Origin of the sequence: Leptonema illini DSM 21528 (assembly GCF_000243335.1) — a bacterium.
Taxonomy (GTDB): Bacteria; Spirochaetota; Leptospiria; order Leptospirales; family Leptonemataceae; genus Leptonema; species Leptonema illini.
This window is the reverse complement of record NZ_JH597773.1, coordinates 2,617,926-2,636,608: the sequence shown is the minus strand read 5'-3', so window position 1 is coordinate 2,636,608 and position 18,683 is coordinate 2,617,926. Positions and strand designations below refer to the sequence as shown.

Annotated in this window: 18 protein-coding genes; 15 read left to right on the top strand and 3 right to left on the bottom strand. The window is 55.9% G+C overall.

Annotated features, from left to right (window positions below):
• Positions 1–49: 49 nt before the first annotated feature.
• The 7 genes from pyrF to LEPIL_RS12115 all read left to right on the top strand — a co-directional run bounded on the left by pyrF (position 50) and on the right by LEPIL_RS12115 (position 8,810).
• The gene (gene pyrF, locus LEPIL_RS12145) at positions 50–868 is read left to right on the top strand and encodes an orotidine-5'-phosphate decarboxylase (protein WP_002772808.1); all 819 of its coding nucleotides are present in this window, start codon (positions 50–52) and stop codon (positions 866–868) included.
• Between the two features lie 201 nt (positions 869–1,069).
• On the top strand, positions 1,070–1,759 hold the full coding sequence (locus tag LEPIL_RS12140) for a succinate dehydrogenase cytochrome b subunit (protein WP_002772807.1): 690 nt from the start codon (positions 1,070–1,072) through the stop codon (positions 1,757–1,759).
• A 6-nt stretch (positions 1,760–1,765) separates the two neighbouring features.
• Complete coding sequence (locus LEPIL_RS12135; protein ID WP_002772806.1) at positions 1,766–3,685, top strand: fumarate reductase/succinate dehydrogenase flavoprotein subunit; 1,920 nt, start codon at positions 1,766–1,768, stop codon at positions 3,683–3,685.
• 27 nt (positions 3,686–3,712) lie between these two features.
• A complete protein-coding gene (locus tag LEPIL_RS12130) occupies positions 3,713–4,498 on the top strand; it encodes a succinate dehydrogenase/fumarate reductase iron-sulfur subunit (RefSeq protein ID WP_002772805.1) in 786 nt (261 codons plus the stop codon).
• Between the two features lie 95 nt (positions 4,499–4,593).
• Entirely contained in the window at positions 4,594–5,070 is a 477-nt protein-coding gene (locus tag LEPIL_RS12125) for a gamma-glutamylcyclotransferase family protein (RefSeq protein ID WP_002772804.1), read from the top strand.
• 157 nt (positions 5,071–5,227) lie between these two features.
• Complete coding sequence (locus LEPIL_RS22135; protein WP_002772803.1) at positions 5,228–6,928, top strand: hypothetical protein; 1,701 nt, start codon at positions 5,228–5,230, stop codon at positions 6,926–6,928.
• Positions 6,929–7,052: 124 nt separating this feature from the next.
• Positions 7,053–8,810, top strand: a complete 1,758-nt coding sequence (locus LEPIL_RS12115) for a phospho-sugar mutase (protein WP_002772802.1) — start codon at positions 7,053–7,055, stop codon at positions 8,808–8,810.
• Between the two features lie 96 nt (positions 8,811–8,906).
• On the opposite strand, the gene LEPIL_RS12110 is transcribed toward LEPIL_RS12115, so the two are convergent.
• Positions 8,907–9,389 (bottom strand): VOC family protein, encoded by a 483-nt coding sequence (locus LEPIL_RS12110; RefSeq protein ID WP_002772801.1) that lies wholly within the window; start codon positions 9,387–9,389, stop codon positions 8,907–8,909.
• Between the two features lie 4 nt (positions 9,390–9,393).
• Positions 9,394–10,209 (bottom strand): AraC family transcriptional regulator, encoded by an 816-nt coding sequence (locus tag LEPIL_RS22130; RefSeq protein ID WP_143464676.1) that lies wholly within the window; start codon positions 10,207–10,209, stop codon positions 9,394–9,396.
• 56 nt (positions 10,210–10,265) lie between these two features.
• Here LEPIL_RS22130 and LEPIL_RS12100 point away from each other — a divergent pair, with 56 nt between their 5' ends.
• The 3 genes from LEPIL_RS12100 (at position 10,266) to LEPIL_RS12090 (ending at position 12,682) form a co-directional block, all read left to right on the top strand.
• On the top strand, positions 10,266–11,528 hold the full coding sequence (locus tag LEPIL_RS12100; protein WP_002772799.1) for an acetylornithine/succinylornithine family transaminase: 1,263 nt from the start codon (positions 10,266–10,268) through the stop codon (positions 11,526–11,528).
• A gap of 64 nt (positions 11,529–11,592) precedes the next feature.
• Positions 11,593–12,198 carry an SPOR domain-containing protein gene (locus tag LEPIL_RS12095; protein ID WP_002772798.1) on the top strand — a complete coding sequence of 202 codons (606 nt, stop codon included), beginning with the start codon at positions 11,593–11,595 and terminating at the stop codon, positions 12,196–12,198.
• Between the two features lie 67 nt (positions 12,199–12,265).
• On the top strand, positions 12,266–12,682 hold the full coding sequence (locus LEPIL_RS12090; RefSeq protein WP_002772797.1) for a MerR family transcriptional regulator: 417 nt from the start codon (positions 12,266–12,268) through the stop codon (positions 12,680–12,682).
• Between the two features lie 15 nt (positions 12,683–12,697).
• Here LEPIL_RS12090 and LEPIL_RS12085 read toward each other — a convergent pair whose 3' ends face one another.
• Complete coding sequence (locus LEPIL_RS12085) at positions 12,698–12,877, bottom strand: type II toxin-antitoxin system VapB family antitoxin (protein WP_002772796.1); 180 nt, start codon at positions 12,875–12,877, stop codon at positions 12,698–12,700.
• 104 nt (positions 12,878–12,981) lie between these two features.
• On the opposite strand from LEPIL_RS12085, the gene LEPIL_RS12080 reads away from it, so the two are divergent.
• From LEPIL_RS12080 to LEPIL_RS22125, 5 genes are read left to right on the top strand one after another with little or no spacing between them, the layout of a single operon-like run.
• Entirely contained in the window at positions 12,982–14,139 is a 1,158-nt protein-coding gene (locus LEPIL_RS12080; RefSeq protein WP_002772795.1) for an acyl-CoA dehydrogenase family protein, read from the top strand.
• A gap of 33 nt (positions 14,140–14,172) precedes the next feature.
• On the top strand, positions 14,173–15,831 hold the full coding sequence (locus tag LEPIL_RS12075; protein WP_002772794.1) for a carboxyl transferase domain-containing protein: 1,659 nt from the start codon (positions 14,173–14,175) through the stop codon (positions 15,829–15,831).
• Between the two features lie 37 nt (positions 15,832–15,868).
• Complete coding sequence (locus tag LEPIL_RS12070) at positions 15,869–16,678, top strand: enoyl-CoA hydratase-related protein (RefSeq protein WP_002772793.1); 810 nt, start codon at positions 15,869–15,871, stop codon at positions 16,676–16,678.
• Positions 16,675–18,165 carry an acetyl-CoA carboxylase biotin carboxylase subunit gene (locus tag LEPIL_RS12065; RefSeq protein WP_002772792.1) on the top strand — a complete coding sequence of 497 codons (1,491 nt, stop codon included), beginning with the start codon at positions 16,675–16,677 and terminating at the stop codon, positions 18,163–18,165. Before LEPIL_RS12070 ends, LEPIL_RS12065 begins: the two co-directional genes overlap by 4 nt.
• Positions 18,156–18,659, top strand: coding sequence for an acyl-CoA carboxylase biotin carboxyl carrier protein subunit (locus LEPIL_RS22125; protein ID WP_002772791.1), 504 nt, complete (start codon positions 18,156–18,158; stop codon positions 18,657–18,659). Before LEPIL_RS12065 ends, LEPIL_RS22125 begins: the two co-directional genes overlap by 10 nt.
• Positions 18,660–18,683: the final 24 nt, after the last annotated feature.

Here is an 18,683-nt window from a genome sequence, read left to right as displayed (position 1 = left end):
CCATCGACCTCCTGTTTGTAGCATCTCATAAACTGGCAATTTTCTTTCGATGTCAACCGTTAAATCTGAATTTCATTCACATCTCGATAGCATTCTCGAAAAGCGCGGTCCTCTGTGCGTCGGGCTTGATCCCGATATGGAGTTATTGCCATCGGGTTATTCTTCCAATATACAGGGATTGGAAGAGCATATGCTTGATGTTGTCGATGCGACATCCGATGTTGCCGCTGCCTACAAGATAAATACGGCCTTTTTTGAGGCATTCGGGGCGGCTGGCTGGAATGCGATAGAGCGGCTTGTGACCGCCATCCGCAAGAACAGTCCGGCGCTGATCATCGCCGATGCAAAACGCGGCGATTTGCAGAATACGGCCCGTTTCTATGCCCGCACTTTTTTTGATACGTTCGATTTTGACGCCGTCACGCTTCAGCCCTATATGGGCTACGATAGCCTGGAGCCGTTTCTGGAAAGAACCGATCGAGGCAGCATCGTTCTCTGTCTTACGTCAAACAGAGGCTCCGAGGATTTTCAGCATCACGGTAATCCGCCGCTTTTTCTTGAGGTGGCCAGGCGGTGTGCGGATTGGAGTCGTAACAACGTGATGCTTGTTGTTGGTGCGACGCGCAATCCGGACGATATGCGTCGCATTCGTGATGTGGCGCCCGGGCTTCCTTTTCTTGTTCCGGGCATCGGCAAGCAGGGCGGTGATCTCGAAACCGTTCTGAATATATGCGGGCGCCGCCTGCTTCTGAACTCAAGTCGGGGCATCAGCGCCGCCTCTGCCGATCGCTCCACGCTGAAAGAGGCGGCCCGAGCCGAGGCCTCGCGTCTTGCCCGGGCCGTCGGGGATTTTTTCGATAAACGCTGATTTGATGCGCTTTTCCTGTCCGATCCGTGCGCCCGTTGAGGTTTTTTTTCTTTGACGGGAAAAAGCCTCCGGCGAAACTCATTGTAAAATATATTAAAATTTATAAACCATTCTTCTCTCTGCCGGCACCGTCGGCGAAGAAGCGCGGGTAAAAATAGCGAAGAATACAAAGTTCTGCCGTTAACAGGAGATTTCTCAACAATGATTGCGAAGCGACTCTTTCAATCGTCGATCGGTCGTAAAACGGTCGTCGCCGTAACCGGGTCCCTGCTGGTGCTGTTCCTGATCGCCCATATGCTTGGCAACTGGAATACGCTCATCGGTGAAGAGGCCATGAACCACTATGCACATACCCTGCAGAGCATGCCGGGCATCGTCTGGACCGCTCGGATCGGGCTGCTTTTGCTGCTGATCGTACACATGGCGCTTGCCATTTCCCTCAACATCGAGAACCGCATGGCGCGTCCGCAAAAGTATGCGTTCACCGATACGGTAAAGGCCACGCTCGCTTCGCGCACCATGGTGCTGAGCGGACTCGTCCTTCTCTTCTTCATCGTCTTCCACATCCTGCATTTCACGGCGGGCGTGATCGACCCTGAAACCTTTCATATTCAGGATGCGAAGGGACGTCATGACGCCTATCGCATGGTTATCTACGGATTCATGAATCCGTATTTCTCTGCGTTCTACATCGTTGCCATGCTTATTCTGGCCTTTCACCTGAGCCACGGCATTCAGAGCGTTCTGCAGACGTTCGGTATCGCAAACCGTCAGAATATGGAAACCGTCCGGAAGATCTCCATCGGTCTGGCGACGCTGCTGTTCGTCGGCTTCAGCATCGTTCCGCTTCTCATCGTTCTTAATATCATCTCCCTTCCGGCTGGAGGCTAATCTGTTATGAGTCTGAATTCAAATATACCATCCGGGTCCATGGACCAGAAGTGGGATAACCACAAGTTCAATCTGAAACTGGTTAACCCCGCCAATAAAAGAAAATTCGACGTCATCGTCGTCGGAACGGGTCTTGCCGGAGCGTCGGCTGCCGCCACCATGGGCGAACTCGGTTACAACGTAAAGGCCTTCTGCTTTCAGGATAGCCCCCGTCGCGCTCACTCCATCGCCGCTCAGGGCGGTATCAACGCCGCCAAGAACTATCAGAACGACGGCGACAGCATCCATCGTCTTTTCTATGATACGGTAAAAGGCGGCGACTTCCGCGCTCGCGAGGCGAACGTGCACCGACTGGCTCAGGTATCGGTGAACATCATCGATCAGTGCGTCGCTCAGGGCGTTCCGTTTGCCCGTGAATACGGCGGATACCTTGCGAACCGTTCGTTCGGTGGAGCGCAGGTTTCGCGTACCTTCTACGCTCGCGGTCAGACGGGACAGCAGCTTCTGCTCGGCGCCTATCAGGCCCTGGCCCGTCAGATCGAAGCGGGCAGCGTGAAGATGTATCCGCGTACCGAGCTGCTTGACGTCGTAGTCGAAAACGGCCGTGCGACAGGCATCGTCGTGCGTGACCTCGTCACCGGCGAGATCTCGGCTCATAGCGCTCACGCGGTCGTTCTCGCAACGGGCGGTTATTCAAATGTCTTCTTCTGGTCGACGAACGCAAAAGGCTGTAACGTGACGGCCGGCTGGCGTGCGTACAAGAAAGGCGCCCTTATGGCGAACCCCTGCTACACGCAGATCCACCCCACATGTATTCCGGCCTCGGGCGATTACCAGTCCACGCTGACGCTTATGTCTGAGTCGCTTCGTAACGACGGTCGTGTATGGGTACCGAAGAAGGCCGGCGACAAACGTCCCGCTTCTGAGATTCCCGAAAGCGAGCGCGATTATTATCTGGAGCGTCGTTATCCGTCTTTTGGTAACCTTGTTCCTCGCGATATCGCATCCCGTAACGCGAAGATGGTCTGCGACGAAGGTCGCGGCATCGGTCCCGGCGAGAAGCCTTACGCCGTCTATCTCGACTTCGCAGACGCCATCGGCCGACTCGGCAAAGCGAAGATCGCCGAACGCTACGGCAACCTTTTCGAGATGTATGCGAAGATCACGAACGAAGATCCGTATTCCACTCCGATGCGAATGTATCCCGCTCCGCACTATACGATGGGCGGCCTGTGGGTCGACTATAACCTGATGAGCAACGTTCCGGGACTCTTCGTCATCGGCGAAGCGAACTTCTCGGATCACGGCGCCAACCGTCTCGGAGCATCGGCTCTGATGCAGGGCCTGGCCGACGGTTATTTCGTCCTTCCCTATACGATCGGCGGTTATCTGGCGCAGCTCGGCTGGGATAAGGTCTCCAGCGATACCGACGGCTTCAAGCAGGCCGTATCGTCTGTGAAAGATCAGACGGCGAAGTTCCTGTCGATGAACGGCAACAAGTCGCCCGACGACTATCATATGGAACTTGGCAAGCTCATGCTTGAGAAATGCGGTATGGCCCGTAACGAAGCCGGACTGAAAGAAGCGCTGAAGCGTATTCCCGAAATCCGCGCCGAGTTCTGGAGCAATCTGCGCGTGACCGGTAGCGGCGAGTCGATGAACCAGACGCTTGAAAAAGCGGGCCGTGTCGCCGACTTCCTCGAATTCGGCGAGCTGATGTGCCGTGACGCCCTCATGCGTGAGGAGTCTTGTGGAGGTCACTTCCGCGAAGAGCATCAAACTCCTGAAGGAGAGGCCCTTCGTCATGATGACAAATTCTCGTTTGTCGGCGCCTGGGAATTCAAAGGCGTTGAGAAAGAACCCCAGCTCCATAAAGAAGAGCTGAACTTCGAAATTGTGAAGCCTTCGGCTCGCAGCTACAAATGAGAGATCTCAGGAGAGCATGAGGAAATTATGAAGATTACTCTGAATATCTGGAGACAGAACGGCTCCGAAGATAAAGGCCGTCTGGTCAAATATGAAGTGGACGGCGTCAGCGAACACTGGTCCTTTCTGGAAACACTCGACGTATTGAACAACCGCCTGATCCATAAAGGCGAAGAGCCGGTAGCCTTCGACCACGACTGCCGCGAAGGCATCTGCGGCATGTGCGGATTTATGATCAACGGAACGGCGCACGGTCGCAAGTTCTCTCCGGAAGGAAGGACGACCGTATGCCAGTTGCACATGCATAAGTTCAAGGATGGCGACGAGCTCACGCTTGAGCCGTGGAAGGCGAAGGCATTCCCGGTTATCAAAGACCTGATGGTAAACCGTTCGTCCTTCGATAAGGTTATCCAGGCAGGCGGCTACGTATCGGTCAACACCGGATCGGCTCAGGACGGCAACACCGTTCCCGTGCCGAAGGGCGACGCCGATGAGGCCATGAACGCCGCCGAATGTATCGGCTGCGGCGCCTGTGTGGCCTCGTGCAAGAACGCCTCGGCGATGCTTTTCGTCTCGGCGAAGGTCTCGCATCTGGGCCTGCTTCCGCAAGGACAGCCCGAGCGTGCTCGACGCGTTCAGAAGATGGTCGCCCGCATGGACGAGGTCGGCTTCGGCAACTGTACGAACCAGTATGAATGCGAGGCCTCCTGCCCGAAAGGCATCAGCGTCAGCTTTATCTCTCGTATGAACCGCGACTTTATTTGCACGATGGCAAAGGATACCTCTGACGTCGGCGATAGCGCCGCCGGTTGATCGGGAGTCATTGACTGAGAAGTGAGAAAGGCCGGAATAAAATCCGGCCTTTTTTGTTGACATGGGTTTTGTTGCGGGGTATAGTATTGGTTGCGATGTATTATTTTGCCTACGGCTCTAATATGGATATGGCCGATCTCAGCCGATGGTGCAAGGATAAAGGACATGATCTTTCTTCCTTCTGTCTTCACAAGCTGGGCATAGCCTATCTGGAAGATTTTAAATTGGCTTTTAATTACTATTCCACGCTCAGAAAGGCCGGTGCAGCTAACATTATGCCGTCGAAAGGCAACAGGGTGTACGGCCTGCTGTTCGAAGTGGATGAGAAAACCAGAGACCAGATTCTTCGCCCTAAAGAAGGGCATCCAAAACATTATCTTGAGATGGAATGCAAGGTGATTTTTAACGATTCCCCTGTGGAGGCCATCACCTATAAGGTCGTACTCAACAAGGAAAAGTCCGGGCATCAACATCCTACGAAAGAATACCTCAACCTGATTGTGAGTAACGGTTGCGAGAACGGATTCCCCAAAGATTACATGACACAGCTGACTGTTTTTTCGACGCTATAGCGGATTTAGATTCGACACCTGTCGGTTGATGCTCGGTTTGTCCGATTATAAAATTGCCTGCACAATGTAATCTTATTTCAAGCTGATTTTGAGAATAAGTCGCATTTTCATTGACGGTTCGTCTGGAGTGTGAGCACTGGCCTTCGGAGGAACTGAAGTGAGACTGAAAATCAATTGCAAAAAAGGGCTTCTTGGTCTTTTTCTGCTTATTGCTCCGGCCGCTATCATGGCACAGGAGCCTGCAAACAAAGAGGATCGCAAACGCGAGACAAAAACAGGCATGACGGATCGGGAGCGTATCGAGCTTCTTGAAGAAGAGGTCGAGAACGCCAAGCTCAAACGAGCGACGAAAGAATACCGCAGCTATGGCGGCCTCGGGCCCGCCGCTTCCAGCGTTTACTACGTTGAAGAAGGCCTCTCCTGGGGCGGTTACGGCGAGGTGAAATACCAGAATAACCAATCCGCCTACAAGAAGGATACGGGCGATCTGCAGCGCTTTATCCTCTACGCCGGATATCGCTTTAACGACTGGATCGTTCTGAACACCGAGATCGAATACGAGCATGCCGGATTCGAGGCGAAAAGCGTCTGTACAGACATTACAACAAGCTCGACGACGGTGGACCAGGGCGGTGGCTCGGATAACGCGACGGTGCTTGCCTCGGCGACGTGTAAAAAAGAGACCATCCAGAAAGGCGAGGTCTATGCCGAGTTCATGTATCTGGATTTCAAGTTCCATGATGCCTTTCAGGTAGCGGCCGGCCTGCAACTGATGCCCGTCGGTATCACAAACGAGAATCACGAACCGACGACCTTCTATTCGGTTGAGCGTCCCTATACGGAATCGCAGATCATCCCCTCCACCTGGAGAGATCTCGGCGTTATGATCCACGGTAACCTTGCCGGTGGGCTTATTTCGTATAAGACCGGCGTTTTCAACGGCATGAAAGGGGCGAACTTCAATGATTCCGGCTGGATTCGAGAAGGTCGTTATAAAGGCTCGAAGGCGGACTTTACCGATATCGCCTACGTAGCTTCGCTGGACGTTCACCCGATTGAAGGCCTGACGGCGGGCGGTTCGTACTATCATGGCTGGGCCGGTCAGAACGAAATCGCGAGGGCCGATCTCGCTTCGCGTCTCGATATGACTCAGGTCTTTGCCGATGTTACCGATGCCAATCTGAAAAGTCGCCTCACGGATTACACGCAGAAAGAGTGGGATCAATCTCGCAAGATTCGCCCCCTGGTGCGTATCGCCGAAGGGCATGTTCAGTTTGAAAAAGGGCCGTTCAGTTTTACGGGCCTTTTTGCTCGCGGCTGGATCGACGAAGACGGCGCTCGCGCTCTGAACATGAAAACCGGCAAGAACATCGCCACCGAGGTCGAAGGCGGCTACATCACGGTCGGTTACAACATCGCCCCCGTACTGGGATGGGCCCATAAATTCGTCATCTTCGGTCGCAACGAATATGTGAATACGGCAAAGAATACGGTGAAGGCCGGTCCGCAGCAGTACATCGAGAACGAGATTGCAAAGCAGTCGGGCGGACTTCTGAAAACGTCCGGAGAGAGCACTCTGCTTCCCGGAGCGCTGACCGTCGCCGAGGCAAAGAAATACGGTGTCGTCACCGACGTGTCGGATTTCGCCGAGTACGAAGAACCGGGCACGGCGAACAAGGTCAACGATCGCCGCATCCACACCGTCGGCTTTGCTTATTATCCGCATCCGAACGTCGCCATCAAGGCCGACTACGAATGGTGGGATTCTAAGTCGAATCTGTATAAAGACGAGGATCGCTTCAATACGAGCAACAACAAGATCGACCGCTTCAACCTTGCGGTGACGTTTATTTTCTGATCCTGTCGTTTGATGGTGCGGGTTGGGGCCCTTTTTGCAGGGGCTCCGACCTTTTGCCGCCGCCGGCATTTCTGGCTGCCTCAATTCTGCTTGCCCGCAAGGATGGGAACGGCAGTTTTGCAGCATGTCCAATCCGACCATCCAGGCCCGCATCCTCGACTGGTGCGCTCCTTCCTTTCCGCTCGAAATCAGAGACGAAGCGGCGAAGATCTATCAGCGCTTTCTTTCAGGGGACCGCAGCGAAGACGTCTTCGCTTTTATGGAAGAGATCAAATTCGGCACTGGCGGCCTGCGCGGCGTGCTCGGCCACGGACCGAATCGCATGAACGCGTGGACGGTCGGAAAGTCGACTCTCGGCTTCGCGCATTATCTCAACAAGAATTTCAATTCCCCGTCTGTCGTCATCGCCCATGATTCGCGGCGTATGAGCGTCGAGTTCGCTCGCATCACGGCCGGCGTCTTTGCCGGACAGGGCGTCAAGGTGCATCTGTTCGACGGCGTCACGCCGACGCCCATCCTGTCGTATGCAACACGTCGCCTGAAGGCCTCCGGAGGCGTCGTCATCACGGCTTCGCATAACCCTCCGGAGTATAACGGCTATAAGGTTTATCTCTCAGACGGTTCTCAGTTTACGGGCGATGACCAGGTTGCCCTGGAAAAAGAGATCGAATCGATCAAGGACTGGAACATCCCCTTTGTCGAGCCCGACGAGCCGATGTATCAGAAGAACGTCATGGTCGTCGGCGATCAGATCAAGAAGGCCTATTACGACGAGTTTGACGGCGTTTCATGGGTGAAGAAGCTTTCTAAGCCTCTGACCATCGCCTATTCGCCTCTGCATGGCACGGGCGGTCCGTATATGCCAGGCCTGCTCGAAAAATATGGAGCAAAGGTGATTCCCGTCGCCGAGCAGATCGAACCCGACGGCGAATTCCCCACCGTCGCCTTCCCCAATCCCGAGGAGCCCGAGGCGCTTGATTTATGCCGGCAGACCGCGCTGAAGCATAATGCCGATCTTTTCGTGGCCACCGATCCCGATGCCGACCGCATGGGAGCGGGCATCCGGAACGCCGACGGCGATTATACGCTGATCAACGGCAACCAGACCGGTTCGATTCTCTGCGCCTTCCTCTGCGAGAACTATGCAAAACCCGGAGCGCAGGTCTTCAAGACGATCGTTACGACCGAGCTTCAGAAGCGTATCGCCGAGGCGCATGGAGTGGCCGTGCGCGACGTATTAACAGGCTTCAAGTATATCGCCGAACAGATGCGCTGGCTCGAAAACGATCAGGCCGGATTCGACTCTTCGAAAGACTATTACCTGTTCGGTGGGGAAGAATCCTATGGCTACCTGCCCGTAGAATTTGTTCGCGACAAAGACTCGCTTGCATCGACGCTTCTTCTGTGTATGGTCGCCGATCAGAAGGGAAACCTTCTCGATTATCTGGATGAGGTGTATCTCAAGTACGGTCTCTATCTTGAAGATCTGAAGTCGGTGACGATGAAAGGCCTTGATGGACTCGAACGCATGAATCGAACGATCGACGGCCTTCGCGCCACAGACATGAAAGGCATGAAGCTGGGCGAACGCACCATCGTCTCCGTTCTCGACTATAAACTGCAAACCGTCGACGGCAAAGCCGATGCAAATCGATTCGCCAATCTGCCGAAATCGAACGTCTTACAGTTTATCCTCGACGCCGAGGGTGTGTTAACGATACGCCCGTCGGGCACAGAGCCGAAAGTGAAGCTCTATGCGAGCCTGAAGCACCGCCTGCAACCGCAGAGCATCGAAGAGCTGCGATCGCTGCGCAAAGAGCTTGAGAACGAACTCTCAACCGTGTCGGGATTGTTTCTTGCAAAAACGGGCCTGACGGGTTAACCGTTCGTTCTGGGTCGACGCCTGTTCGGGCCACATTCAGGACAGGCCTCTGAGCAGGGGCTGCCGCTGGAAACCCGGTCCTGTTTGTGCCTGTCGTTAGTCGAGAAGCCACCGTAATACGTCGACGGGCGTATGAGTTCTTAACGATGTCTGTTCGATGTCGCCCGTCTCTGCGTGGATGCGCTTCAGAGCGGCGATCATCGGTTCGCCGATCTCGACGACGTGACCGTCAGGATCGCAGAGGCGAAAGAGCCGCTGCCCCCAGGGTTCTTCTCTGATCTCATGGATCAGCGAATGTCCGAGGCCGAGAAGATGCCGGCGCATCGCCTCTATGTCGTCGCATTCAAAGCTCAGTTCATATTCTATGTTCTGTAAGCCGGATTTCTCGCGTGGCGGCGCCTTCACCCCGGCGATTAATTCAACGGCCATCGGGCGCAGCCAGAGCGAGAATCCACCTTCATAAGAAACATGCGATTCGCTGTCGACTGTGACGATCTGCTGCAATCCGGATTCATAGAAGGCTCGACTGGCCTTCATGTCGTCGACCAGTATTGCGGTCAGGGATAGTTTTGCTTTCATGAGGCTACTGTATCAAATCAAAGAGCCTCTGTCTTGAATCCGGGCGACAGCGTCGCTGAAAATAACGGGAGGGCGGCCTGCCGACGATACGCCTGAACTCCCGGCTCATATGGGCCTGATCGGCGAAACCGCCGGCGAGCGCCAGTTCGGCAAAGGATATACCCGGCCTGTACAGCTTTCGCGCTCTCACAAAGCGATAGATACGGATCAGCTCGCGTGGCGTGAGTCCAGTTGATTGCAAAGAGCGACGTTCGAGCGTCCGTATAGAAAAACCCTGATCGTCGGCGACCTCAGCTATCGTATCGAGAAAGGGACGACCTTTCAAGGCCTCTTGCAACGTAACAAGCAGTGAATCATGGCGGACCTGGCCGAAAAGCGGCTGAAGATGAGCAAGCGATAACTGTTCGGGCCCGGCCAGGGCAGAGCGGCTGAAGCGCTCGAGAGCGTCCCGTATTCGGGATTGCCGGGATCCGAGAAGCTCTGACAGGGCGAGACGGCGATTCACACAATCCTTCATATCGGCACCGATCATTGAGGCTGCCGCCTGCGGCTGAAGCTGGATGCCGACATAGGTGAAGTTGCCTGGCGTGGCCTCGAAGGGTTGGGCAACCGTATCAAAGCCCGCAAATATGGAACTTACGATATCGCCTTCCTCTGAAAAACAGAAGATAAAATCGCAGTTTGCATCGGGCTCAATCTGACTTCTTTTATTCAGGGCAAGGCGTTCGGATCTGCACCAGACGGCTCGAACGACGGCATGATCCGAAAAGCGAGTATGGAAGCCCTGCATGACGTCATTGTCTGCTCTATGGGATTTCACACAAGAAAGACTTTGCCTCCGCAGCGGATGCGGAAAACTGTAACCGGGAGAATCCTATGCACGATCATAATCACGACCATCACGGCGAAACGGCGGCATCGCCCGACATCTGGCAGCCCCCATCCTATGAAGAGGTCGAAGAGAAGACGCGCCAGTACGTGCTGGGAACCTATACCCGTTATCCCGTCGCATTCTATTTCGGTCAGGGAGCGATGCTCTATGATTTAGAACAGAAAGAGTATATCGACTTCTTAAGCGGCATCTCGGTCACAAATCTCGGTCATGGCGAGGCCGATATCGTTGAGGCTATTCGTGAGCAGGCCGAGCGAATCATTCACAGCTCCAATCTTTATTATAACGCCGAACAGGCGCAGTTTGCCGAGGCGCTGATCCTGCATACGTTTCCTGGTAAGGTCTTCTTCTCGAACTCCGGTGCCGAGGCGAACGAGGCCGCCTTCAAGCTCATGCGGCGTCACGGCCAGCTCAATAAATCGGGAGCGCAGCGCATCATTGCCACCGAGCACAGCTTTCATGGACGTACGGCGGCTGCCATGGCGATGACGGGCAATACAAAGATTCGCACGGGCTTCGGTAACCTGCTTCCAGAGATCTCGCATATTCCGGCCGACCTGACGACGCTCGAACGCACGTTCGAGCAGTACGGCGGCGAGATCTGCGGTATGATCTTCGAGATCGTTCAGGGTGAAGGCGGCATCAATCCGCTTCCCGTCGATTTTGTGCGTCGGGCGCGAGAGTTATGCACTCAGTATAACGCCGTTCTTGTCGTCGACGAGATTCAGACGGGGCTCGGACGTACAGGCAAGCTTTTCGCCTTCGAGCATTATGATATCCTTCCCGATGCGATGAGCCTTGCCAAATCTCTTGGCGGCGGGCTTCCGCTTGGCGCCCTGATCATTTCAGAGGAGCATGCGGCGACGCTTGAAGCGGGCATGCATGGCAGCACGTTCGGCGGCAATCATCTGGCCTGTCGCGTCGGTTTTGAGATCCTGCGCATCCTGGTCGGGCGAGAGATCGTCGATAACGTCAACGCCATGTCGGAGTACTTCTTCCAGCGTCTGAAGATGATGCAGGAGAAGATCCCCGCCATTCAAGATGTGCGCGGCATCGGCCTGATGATCGGTATTGAGCTGGACCGGCCCTCGCGACCGGTCGCCGCTCGATGCCTTGAAAAAGGCCTGATCGTAAACGCCACCGCCGACACGGTCATCCGCCTGCTTCCGCCGCTAAACCTCGATCTCGATACGGCGGCTCGCGGCCTTGATCTGCTTGAAGAGGCCTTTCTCGAACTGAAGTCCTGAATCTCGCTGCCTGAAGCAGGAAAATCCTGAAGCCCATCGCGCAAGTCGGCCGATATTCAGGAGGATGGCGGGCATTCAGAACATCGATTTTTCGCAGAAGCTGTCGGGCGTTCCGGCCGGTTCAGCCCGCCCTGCCGCCCAGCAGAAGAATCCCATTGAGTTATCGCGAATTCTCGGATGGGGCCTCGCCGGAGCTATCCTCGTCTTTACGGCCGGCATTCTGGCCGGACTGAAGATCGCCGAGCTGCGAAGCATCGAGAAAAACCTGGTTAAATATCCCGATGGCAAACCCACGTCGTTTGCTAACGCTGCAAGCGAACCCGCCGCAGCTGTTCAAGAAGAGGAACGTCCCGCTGCGGTTCGAGAGCCGGCGCGGGCGACGCTGATCATTCGCATCGGCGCCTTCTCGGCAAAGCGTGCCGGAGAGCTGGCCCGATCGCTCAATCAGATGGAAGAGCTCGATGGCATCCGCTTTCAGGCCTGCAAGGGCGTCGAGGATCTCAATCCCGACCGTGCCCATGTCTTTGCCGTACCCGTCGAGGGCTCTGATAGCCATCGCCTCTTTGCCGGTTGTTATGCGACAAAAGAGGACGCAAAGAAGGCTCTTGAGGCCCTGAAAAGCACCGGAGTCGCTTCCCTGAAAGAAAGCAAGCTTTACGAGCTCGAATAGGCCTGAAATTGGCGAGTCGCCATAGAGGTTATTGACTTCCTTCCACGGTGTAAGAATTTACACTTGAATGCCTGAAGAACCCATATATACAACCGGCGAACTGGCCCGTCGTGCCGGCGTCAGTCAGCGCACCATCCGCTATTACGAGGAGCTGGGTCTTGTGAGGCCGACGTCTCGCCTGCCCGGCGGCCGTCGCCTTTTCACCGAAGATGCCCTGCAGCGCCTGCGCTTCATCAGCCGCCTGAAAAAGGTCGGGCTCAGCCTCGAAGAGATGCACCACATCAATCAGGTCTTCACGATCAATCAGTCGACGACGATCATGCTTCAGGAAGTGGACTGCATCTTACAGGATCACCTGCTTCGCATCGAACAGCAGAAGAAGGACCTCGAACAGGCCGAGAAAGAGATCGATGACTTCAGGCGGCAGATTCAGCTGCGCATCCGCAAGCTCGGCAAACCGGCAGAAAAGGCCGGGGCGGAGTAGGGACCAGACAGCCCATCAGGATCTTCTGCGTCGAACTTCGTGAAGCTCCGGAAGTGTGCCACCAGGATTTGACAGCCTTTGCCGGGCCGCCTTCTCTATCAGGGCTTTCAGTCCTTCGTTCAAAAGTGCAGTTTGCTCACGAATCCCGGACAGCTCCATAGCCTTTGCCACAAGCTCATCATCCGTGGTTTTCATGCTTCAGTATGGGTGGTTCAGTCATAGATGTCAATCCTCTCTGGCATACCCCTCTGACAGCATTTCTCTCTTGACCCTATCTTTACGTTAACGTAAGGTGGCTCATGAATTTCGACCTGAGTCCGGAACAGGACGCCCTTCGCCAGAACGTTCGCAGCTTTGCCGAGGCAGAGATCGCCCCTCGAGCCGGGGAGCTTGACGAGAAAGAAGAGTTCTCGTATGATCTGACGGCTCGCATGGCCGATATCGGCCTCTTTGGTATGATCATTCCCGAAGAATACGGCGGGCAGGGACTGGACTATCTCTCTTATATCATAGCAGTCGAAGAACTGGCCCGCGTCGATGCCTCTCAGGCGGCGACGATTGCGGCGGATAACTCTCTCGGCATCAATCCGATCTATTACTTCGGGAACGACGAACAGAAGCGCTACTGGCTTCCGCCGCTCTGCTCGGGCAAGATGCTGGCCGCCTTCGGCCTGACTGAACCCGATGCCGGTTCCGATGCCTCAGCGTCGCGCACGACGGCGGTGAAGGACGGTAACGAGTGGGTGATCAACGGATCGAAGATGTTTATCACGAATGCGGCGACCGACATCACCGGCGTGATTATCGTGCAGGCGGTCACCGATCGCCGTCCCGATGGCAGGCCTGAGTTATCGTGCTTTCTTCTGCCGGCCGATACAAAGGGCTTCGAGGCGCGCACGCTTCATGGCAAGATGGTCTGGCGAGCGTCGAATACGGCGCAGTTATTCTTTAACGACTGCCGCGTACCCGAGTCGAACATGCTCGGGCAGCGAGGCGAGGGCTTCAAGCAGATGATGCGTACCCTCGATGGCGGACGTTTATCCATCGGAGCGATGGGACTTGGCGGCGCCCAGGGAGCCTTCGAGCTTGGATTAAAGTACGCGAAAGAGCGTGAGCAGTTCGGACGGCCGATCGGCGAGTTTCAGGTGAACGCCTTCAAGATCGCCGATATGGCCCTTCAAGTAGAGGCCGCCCGTAACATGCTCTATCGCGCCTGCTTCTATGCCGATGAGGGACGTCCGTACGGACAGGCGGGCGCCATGGCGAAGCTCTACTGCTCCGAGGTGATGCGCATGTGCGTTCTGCATGCACAGCAGCTGCACGGCGGATACGGCCTTATGAAAGAGTATGCCATCGAACGTTTTTATCGCGACCAGAGGTTGCTTGAGGTCGGCGAGGGTACGTCCGAGATACAGCGTCTTGTGATTGCGCGCTCGCTCGGTCTGAATGTACGTTGATCGGGCGCCTTTGCGCATTATTTCGGGGGAAGCATGTCTGTACTGGAGAGCAAGATCCACACGGGATCAGAGCAGTTTCGCGAGAATACGGCATTTCATAAAGGATTACTGGCCGAGCTGAAAGAGCGATCGGCTGCGGCACGAGCCGGCGGCTCCGAGAAGGCCGTCGCCCTGCATCGCAGCCGCGGTAAGCTGACGGTGCGCGAGCGCGTCGATGCGCTGATCGATCCCGGCTCGGCCTTTCTTGAGTTCTCGACTCTGGCCGCCTTTGATATGTACGGCGGCGAGGTGCCGTCGGCCGGTATCGTAACGGGCATCGGAATGGTCGAAGGCGTGGAATGTGTCATCGTGGCTAACGATGCAACCGTTAAGGGCGGAACGTATTTTCCCATGACGGTGAAGAAGCATCTGCGTGCGCAGGAGATCGCAGAACAGAATCGCCTGCCCTGCATCTATCTCGTCGATTCAGGCGGAGCGCATCTTCCGTCGCAGGCCGAGGTCTTTCCCGATCGCGATCATTTCGGCCGCATCTTCTTTAACCAGGCGCAGATGAGCGCGAAGGGTATTCCACAGATCGCCGTCGTTATGGGCTCCTGCACGGCCGGCGGAGCCTATATTCCGGCGATGGCCGATGAAACGATCATCGTCAAAGGCAACGGGACGATCTTTCTGGCCGGGCCGCCGCTTGTGAAGGCCGCTACAGGAGAAGAGGTGACGGCAGAAGAGTTAGGCGGAGGAGACGTTCACACCCGCGTGTCGGGCGTCGCCGATCATCTCGCCGAGGACGACGCCCATGCGCTTGAGCTTGCGCGCAGCATCGTGCGCAACCTGAACCGGCGCCGGCATACCTGGCTCGATATCGTCGAGCCTGTCGCTCCGCTCTATGATCCCGAGGAGATCTACGGCGTGTTGCCGAAGGACCTGCGCACCCCGTTTGACGTGCGCGAGATTCTCGCACGCATGCTTGACGGATCGGAGTTCCATGAATTCAAATCGCGCTATGCGACGACGATCGTCTGCGGCTACGGCCGGATTCATGGTTATCCGGTAGGTATCGTCGCAAACAACGGCGTGCTCTTCTCAGAGTCCGCTTTGAAGGCGGCGCACTTTATTCAGATGACCGATCAACGACGCATCCCGCTGCTCTTTTTACAGAACATCACCGGCTTTATCGTGGGGCGGGAGTATGAGAATCGCGGTATCGCCCGTGACGGTGCGAAGATGGTGATGGCCGTCGCAAACGCAAAAGTACCGAAGTTCACGCTCGTTACCGGCGGGTCGTTCGGCGCCGGCAATTACGGCATGTGCGGGCGCGCCTATTCTCCGCGCATGCTCTATATGTGGCCGAATTCGCGCATCTCTGTTATGGGCGGCGAGCAGGCGGCGGGAGTGCTCTGGACGATCCGACAGGAGCAGATGGCGCGAGAGGCAGTGCAGGCGGGTAAAAATCCTAAAGAAGCGATGCCCGAGCCGGCCGAGCTTGAAGAGCAGGGCAGGCGCTTTAAAGAGCCTGTTCTTGCCACGTATGATCGAGAAGGCTCTCCGTATTATTCAACGGCTCGCCTGTGGGATGACGGAATCCTTGATCCGGCGCACAGTCGTGAGGCGCTTGCTCTGTCCATCGCCGCTTCGCTGAACGGACCTCTGCCGCTTCAGGAAGAAGGCTTGAGCTACGGCATCTTTCGTATGTGATGACGCTTACAGGCGGATCTTGCGACAGGAGAACGGAATGGATTACAAACATATCATACTGAAAAACGACGAGGGGATTCACACTCTCACCCTTAACCGACCGTCGCTTCGCAATGCGTTCAACGACGAGATGATCGCCGAGATCACCGATGCCTTCGAGCGACGCATCGCCGGCGAACAGGGAAGAGCCGTCGTTATACGCGGCGCCGGTCAGGCCTTCTGCGCCGGCGGCGACATGAACTGGATGCGACGCATGAAGGATGCCAGTCGTGAAGAGAATCTTGCCGATGCAAAGCAGCTCGATCGCATGTTTCATGCCGTGTACATGTGCGATCGTCCCGTCATTGCCGTCGTGCATGGCGCCACCGTCGGCGGCGGAACCGGGCTTCTTGGATCCTGCGATATCGTGCTTGCCTTCGTCGAGGCGAAGTTCGGCTTCACAGAGGCGAAGATCGGAATCTCGCCGGCCGTCATATCGACCTATCTCATGCAGAAGATCAATCCGGCGCAGCTGCGACATTTTGCGTTAACCGCAGAGCTTTTCAGCGCCGCCGACGCCCTCGATGCCGGTCTTGTGACGCGCGTCGAGAATACTCTCGAAGCGCTTGAAGAGCGTCTGCAGCAGATTCTGGATTCCATCTTTCTTACCGGCCCGGTTGCCCTGGCTCGCACGAAGGAGCTTCTGCGTATTCAATTCGAGAAATCCTTCGACGAAAGGCGCGCGGCGGCTACGGCGCTCATTGCCGAACTGCGCGTCTCGGCGGAGGGACTGGAAGGGCTGTCGGCGTTTCTTGATAAACGTCAGGCCTCTTTCGCGAAAGTGAGACGGGAGAAAGAGAGAGCATGATGCGCAAGCTGCTGATTGCCAATCGCGGCGAGATTGCCATCCGCATCGCTCGTTCTGCCCGCGAGATGGGCATCCGCACCGTCGCCGTTTGCAGCGAGACGGACCGCAACGCCCTGCATACGGAGCACTGTGACGAGGTCGTCTGTATCGGCGGCGAGACTGCGCTGGAAAGTTATCTGATCGCCGATCGTATCTTTGAGGCGGCAAAGAAGACAGGCGCCGACGCCATTCATCCCGGGTATGGCTTTTTATCAGAGAAGGCCCACTTTTCGAGGCGCTGCAACGACGAGGGCATTGTCTTTGTCGGGCCCGATCCTGAAAGTATCGAGCAGATGGGAGGCAAGATCGAATCGCGGGAGCTGGCCACCTCGCTTGGCGTGCCGGTGACGCCGGGCTATGTGCTGCCGGCTGAGATTGATGATGCGCTCAGGCTGCTTGAGGCGGAGGCCGAGCGTATTGGTTATCCGGTATTGATTAAAGCAAGCGCCGGCGGCGGTGGTAAAGGCATGCGTGTCGTTCATGATGCCTCTTCTCTTGAAGAGGCCTTTGACTCGGTACGTAATGAAGCGCGTAAGGCCTTTGCCGACGAAACGGTGTATCTCGAAAAGTATCTGCTTCAGCCAAGACATATTGAGTTTCAGATCCTTGCCGATCGTCATGGTAACGTCGTCGCCCTGCATGAACGCGAATGCTCGGTGCAGCGCCGGCATCAGAAGATTATCGAAGAGGCGCCTTCGGTTTTACTGGATGACGACCTCAGAAATCGCATGGCCGATGCTGCCGTTAGAATAGCGAAGGCCGTGAATTATGTGAATGCCGGAACGATGGAGTTCCTGGTCGATGCGAATCGTAACTTCTATTTTCTTGAAATGAATACAAGGCTTCAGGTGGAACATCCGATTACCGAAATGATCACCGGCCTTGACCTTGTGAAGCTTCAGTTGCAGATCGCCGACGGCAGATCGTTAACAGAGCTGTTACCGGACGGCGTTCCCGCTATACGAGGGCATGCCATCGAGGCGCGACTCTATGCCGAGGACCCGGCGGCGGGATTCTTGCCGTCCATCGGTAGAATCGACCAGTACGTAGATCCGGTCGGTCCGGGCATCAGAGTGGATAGCGGTGTGCGCGAAGGCGATGAGGTCTCTGTGCACTATGATCCGATGCTTGCAAAGCTGATCGTCTATGATACGAACCGTAATAACTGTATCGAGCGTCTGAAGCGGGCGCTTTCGGATTACTGTCTGCTCGGGCCCCGCACGAATCTCGATTATCTGTATCGCATCGCCGAGAGCGACGGCTTTATTTCGGGTAACTATGATACGTCCCTCTGTGAACGAATCAATCCGACATCGGAGTCGGTCGATCTATTGTCGCAGTCGCTCTTTCATCTGGGAGCGGCGCTGCTTGGCGGTGCACGCACGACGTCTCGTACGATCGGCGTCGATCAGCGCAGCGTCTGGAGCGGAGGTTTTCGATGTCCTTGAAACAGGGCTTTGACATTCAGAATCAGCTTGCTGCCGGCGCTCTGCAACTGAACGAAGGATCGGCTCGCTATTCCGATGAAGGGGCGAGTATCGAGTATCGCTATGAGATCGTTAGCCGTTCGAAAAACGGCGTGCGCCTGCGGATCTTTTTCGAAAAGGACGGCATCGAGCACACCGAGACGGTCAGCATCAGTAGAGATCGCGATCAGTTTCAGTTGCGTCGAGCTGCGCTCACGCTTCATGGCCGCAAGCTCAGCGGCCGCTCCGTTACCGAAGAGGAGCGACACGACCTCTACTCGCCGATGCCCGGTTTTATTCGTAAGATCTTCGTAGCTGAAGGCGACGAGGTTAAGAAAGGCGATCGACTGGCCGTTCTTGAGGCGATGAAGATGGAGCATACGTTAACCGCTCCGTTTGCCGGTACGGTGGAACGCATCTTCTTCTCTGAGGGGGATCGTGTGGGCCAGGATGAGATCGTCGTGAAGATCGGCTGAGGCCCGGAACCCCTGTCCCGTAGT